We start from the raw sequence: 4481 nt of genomic DNA, 5'->3' as shown, positions 1-4481 counted from the left end.
GCGTCGCCCGCCTGCATCCCCTGAAGAACCTCGCGGCGGCCGTGCGCCTGCTGCCGCACGATCCCGCCCGGCACCTCGCGCTGGCCGGCCAGGGCGCGGAGCGCGACGCGCTGGCCGGCCTCGCGGAGGAACTCGGCTGCGGCGCGCGCCTGCACCTCGTCGGCGAGCTGCCGCCGGAGCGGGTCGGCGACTTCCTGCGCGCGCTCGACGTCTTCGTCTTCCCCTCCCGGGCCGAGACCTTCGGCCTCGCCGCGGTGGAGGCGGCGCAGGCCGGCGTGCCGGTGGTCGCCAACGCCCTGCCGGTGCTGCGCGAGGTTCTGGCGACGCGGGACGGCCCCTGCGCCCTGTTCGCCGACGCCGAGGACGACGCCGCCCTCGCGCAGGCCGTGCGGCGTCTGGAACGCGATCCGGAACTGGCCGCCCGCCTCGTCCGCAGCGGACGCGGCCTGGCCGGGCGCTTCCCGGTCGATGCGATGGCCGAGGCCTACGACGCCCTCCTGCGCGAGCGCATCGCGGCCGCGCGCCGCGTATGATGTCTTCGGCGGTCGCGCTACGAGTAGAATACAGGTTTCATCCCGAATATTGCGTTGTGCATTCGATGTGTCGGGGGCTTCAGAAAGGATCCCCGCGATGCTATCCGCCTGAGGGGTGACGATCGAACAGTCCTTCATCGACCACGGGATCGGTCCGGGTCGCCGCGCCGCTCCGGTGCTCTGCCTGCCGCGCGGCGGGCTCCGGCACTGGCACCTGCGCCTTGCCGCGGGGCTGCGGGCCGCGGGCCTGGACCCCCGTATCGCCTGGACCGGGGGCGATCGGGCGCCTGCCGGGATGGAAACCCTGTTCACGCTGGAGCGCCTGATCCAGCCCCGCCCCGGCCCGCGTTCGAGCGAGCGGGTGGACCCCGCCGCGGCGGCGCTGCCCGAGGACGACGGCACCGGCTCCGTCCGCATCGCGCTGCCGGGCGCCGCGGAGGCGGGCGATACGGCCTGGACCATCCTGTTCGACGGCCGCCCCGGCGAGGCCGGCCTGCTGCAGGCGCTGCTGCGCGGCGGCGCGCCGCTGGTCGAGATCGTGGCCGGTGGCGCGGTTCTCGCCTGCGGGCGTCCCTCCGTCGAGGCGGCCGCAAACCTTTGCGAGGCCTACGAGGCCGTGACGGCGCGCCTCGCGCCAATCCTCGTCTCGGCCCTCCAACGCCCCGCACCCTCGGCTACGGCCGTGCCGCGCCCGGACCGGGGTCGCCCGCTCGCCGCACACGCCCTGCGCCGGCTGGCGCGCACCGTGGCGCGACGGCTCTATCATCTCTGCTTCTACGCGCCCCACTGGCGCACCGGATGGCGCTACAGCCGGGGCGCGACGGTCTGGGACAGCGGTTCGCTGGGCGGAGAGCCCTGGCGGGTACTGCCCGACCCCGGCCACCGCTTCTACGCGGACCCCTTCCTGTTCCATTGGCAGGGGCGGACCCACCTCTTCGTGGAGGATCTCGACCACCGCACGAACAAGGGCGTGATCTCGGCCGTCGCTTTCGGACCCGAAGGCCCGCTCGGCGTCCCGACGCCGGTGCTGGAGGAACCCTTCCACCTCTCCTACCCCTTCGTCTTCGCCCATGGCGGCGCGGTCTGGATGATCCCCGAGACCTCGCAGAACCGTACGGTCTCGCTCTACCGGGCCGACCCCTATCCCCACCGCTGGGTGCGCGAGCGCGACCTCCTCACCGGCATTGTGGCGAGCGACGCGACGCCGATCCATTTCGAGGGCCGCTGGTGGATGTTCGCGACCCTGCACGACGGCGCGGGCGCGCACTCGGACATGCTGGGTCTGTTCCTGGCGGACGACCTGCTCGGGCCCTGGCGTCCCCACCCCGCCAACCCGCTGTTGATCGATGCGGGCGGGGCCCGGCCGGCCGGTGCCATGCTGGTGCGCGAGGGCAGCCTCTGGCGCCCGGTCCAGGACTGCACGCGCCTCTACGGCGGCGCGCTCGGGCTCGCGGAGGTGACCACCCTGACCGAGACGGCCTTCGCCCAGGCGGTGCGCGTGCATCTCGCTCCCGGCCCGCCCTGGCCCGGCCGCCGCCTGCACACCTTGAACGCGGCGGCCGGGATCGAGGTCATCGACGGCTCCGCCGCGCCCCTCCGCCTCCTCCGTCGGCCCTGAGTCCGAGGGGCGCGGCAGCCGGCGCGGCACGGCCCCCGGGCCGGAGATTCCGGATGACGGCACGGCCGCGGTCGGATATTCCTGCCGAGGTCCGCACGGGCGCGGGGCCTGTAGCTCAATGGTTAGAGCCGACCGCTCATAACGGTCTGGTTGCAGGTTCGAGTCCTGCCGGGCCCACCATCCTGCTCTCGTAATCCGTTGGGTGGTTCAGCGGCACTTGGGCCGGGATTCTTGGCCTGCTGCCGGTTTGGTAGACACCGTGCCAAGCTGACGAGGCTCGGTTTTTGAACTCAAGAGGGCTAAGGTCGCCCGAGGTCAAGTGCGGCTCATCGAGCTCGTCACGCCATGCTCGGCCGCGCGTAGGCCAGGCTCCCCGCGGCGCGAACCTGCCGCTCGACCGCTGGTGCGGCCGTTTCCTCTGGGGTTCGGCCCGTTCGGCTTCGGCGCCGCGGCGGAATGTTCTTCGCCTGCTGTCTCGGTTCGGGACGCTCCGATTGGCCCGTCCTTGGCAGTGCCGAGGCGAGATCGCCGGAGCTTGCCCCAGAATGCATGGTGTCGTTGGCCTCATCGCTACCTTAGCGACAGCAATCGTGATCCTCCGAACCTGGGAGGTACCGCGAGCGCTGGTGAGGGCCGTCATCTGCTTTGGGGGCCTTGGGACGGCGATCTATGCGTCCGAGGTGACCAGACAACCCGAAACTCCGAGGGCGATGGCGAGTTTTGCGGATGTACCGCTGGGGAGTCCGCCAGTACCGCAAGGCACATGGGTCGAGGAGAGGCCCATCCCGTCCGCTGCGTCGAGAACGGCTCACGCGGCGGATGCCGTCGCCAGACCCTGAGGCCGCATGCCCTGAGCCCAGGCGGCGTCCGCTGTCCGGTCCCCGTCCCGCACAACCCGAGAGGCCTCGATCTCGGCGAGGCCGGAGCGGCGGCGCTCGACTCGGGCCCATTCGAGAGCCTTGTCGGTGCAATGGTATGGGAGGGGGTGGGTCCCGGGGCCGAAGCCCCGGGTTCTGTTTCTACGGCTACCCTGCCGCAAGATGCTTACGCCGCGAGGCGGGCATCCATGACAACGTTATCGTTGGCATTTAGTTTTTGGCCCTGTTGCCCGGAACGAGGGTTGCTCGCGCCAGGCGAGGAGTACCTACCTCAAAGTCGCATTGTACCTTGCCGAAGCAAGATCAAACTCGCGGAACTTTTACCGTCCAGTCGATCCTGTTTCGCCCCCAGCAGAAGCACCTTGGCAACGCCCGGCGCGCAACGACCGCCGGTCATTCTGATCCCCGTGCGGTACCCGGGGCAACGTGCTCGTGGTGGAGGCGCCGGGCACTGCCCCCGGGTCCTGAAACGTTATTACGAACCGGTCATCAACCGTGCCTCGGTCATACCGCGCGTCTCCCGCGCCGTCCAGTGCAACCCTCCGCACCTCGACCGCGAGCCGCCGGAACCCGTCCCCGAGCTGCGCCAGCATCGGCCGGCACTCGCGATCGATCGATACGTCGTCTGAGCGACACGCGGCCAGGGCCCCTTCGGGCGTGCGGCCGCACGGGGAGCCCGCGGCCCCCGCCCATCGCCCGATGCAGTTCCGCAAGGCGGCCGCCGTGCTGAACGTCAGCCACCTGCGAAGGGCCCAATGCGTGCGATCTGCTTCCCGGGGCGCCGAACCCGAAACACGGTGTGTTCACGGGTGGTCTTGTGTAACCGCTGGGTATGTTCTGCTCGGCAGCCTGGGGATGTCGCGTATCTGCAGGGTGCTGTTTGTCTGGGGCGATCCGGCTTCGGGCTCGATTTCTGCCGGGCCCACCAATCGCCCTGCGCGCTGCGCGGTCGATCCGCTCTCGCCCCGTGCCCGGCCCATGGCGGGGGGATTTCCGCGCGCCTTGCGGGCGGGCGTCGTTCCAGTCGGCGGCGCATCGGGTAAGCCCGGCGGGCAGGCCGAACCCTCCTCTTGCGCGCCCCACTACCCAGTCCGCACGCTTACCGCTCCGGGCGCGCGCCGATACGTTGGAAAGCCAACGAATGCGGGGAGAAGCGCCGTGCTCAGGTGTTGCGTTGCCGTTGCCGCCTGGATTGTCCTGTCAAGCTCGGCGGCACGAGCAGAAATCGCCATCAACATGGCCATGATCAATGGCGGAAGCCTGCAGATCTTCGGGCGGATCAGTCCCGCACGCAAGGAGAAGATCGCGCTCGACGAAAAGTACACCTCCGAGACGGACGCCGAGGGCCGCTTCGCCTTCCAGCTTCCTTACCATCCGGCGAGCTGCATCGCGCGGCTCAAGGCCGGCGGGGAGGCGCGCGACGTGGTCGTGGGTTACTGCGCGCCACGCGAG

2 protein-coding genes, 1 tRNA gene, 1 other RNA gene and 1 pseudogene are annotated in these 4481 nt (G+C 70.7%); 4 read left to right on the top strand and 1 reads right to left on the bottom strand.

Annotation, left to right across the window (positions count from 1 at the left end; translation table 11 throughout):
* The 3 genes from AX737_RS08895 to AX737_RS08885 form a co-directional block, all read left to right on the top strand.
* Window positions 1-533 (top strand): glycosyltransferase (locus AX737_RS08895; RefSeq protein WP_156453606.1); only part of this gene is annotated, 533 nt, incomplete at its 5' end.
* Between the two features lie 115 nt (window positions 534-648).
* Window positions 649-2151 carry a hypothetical protein gene (locus AX737_RS08890; RefSeq protein WP_066920683.1) on the top strand — a complete coding sequence of 501 codons (1503 nt, stop codon included), beginning with the start codon at window positions 649-651 and terminating at the stop codon, window positions 2149-2151.
* Between the two features lie 104 nt (window positions 2152-2255).
* A tRNA-Ile gene (locus AX737_RS08885) sits at window positions 2256-2331 on the top strand.
* A gap of 831 nt (window positions 2332-3162) precedes the next feature.
* On the opposite strand, the gene ssrA is transcribed toward AX737_RS08885, so the two are convergent.
* Window positions 3163-3535: a transfer-messenger RNA gene (gene ssrA / locus AX737_RS08880) on the bottom strand.
* 652 nt (window positions 3536-4187) lie between these two features.
* Here ssrA and AX737_RS08875 point away from each other — a divergent pair.
* Window positions 4188-4481, top strand: a pseudogene (locus AX737_RS08875) (hypothetical protein); the annotation flags it as partial.

Origin of the sequence: Methylobacterium sp. CCH5-D2, assembly GCF_001556475.1 — a bacterium.
Classification (GTDB): Bacteria; Pseudomonadota; Alphaproteobacteria; order Rhizobiales; family Beijerinckiaceae; genus Methylobacterium; species Methylobacterium hispanicum.
This window is presented reverse-complemented; position numbering and strand designations above follow the sequence as displayed.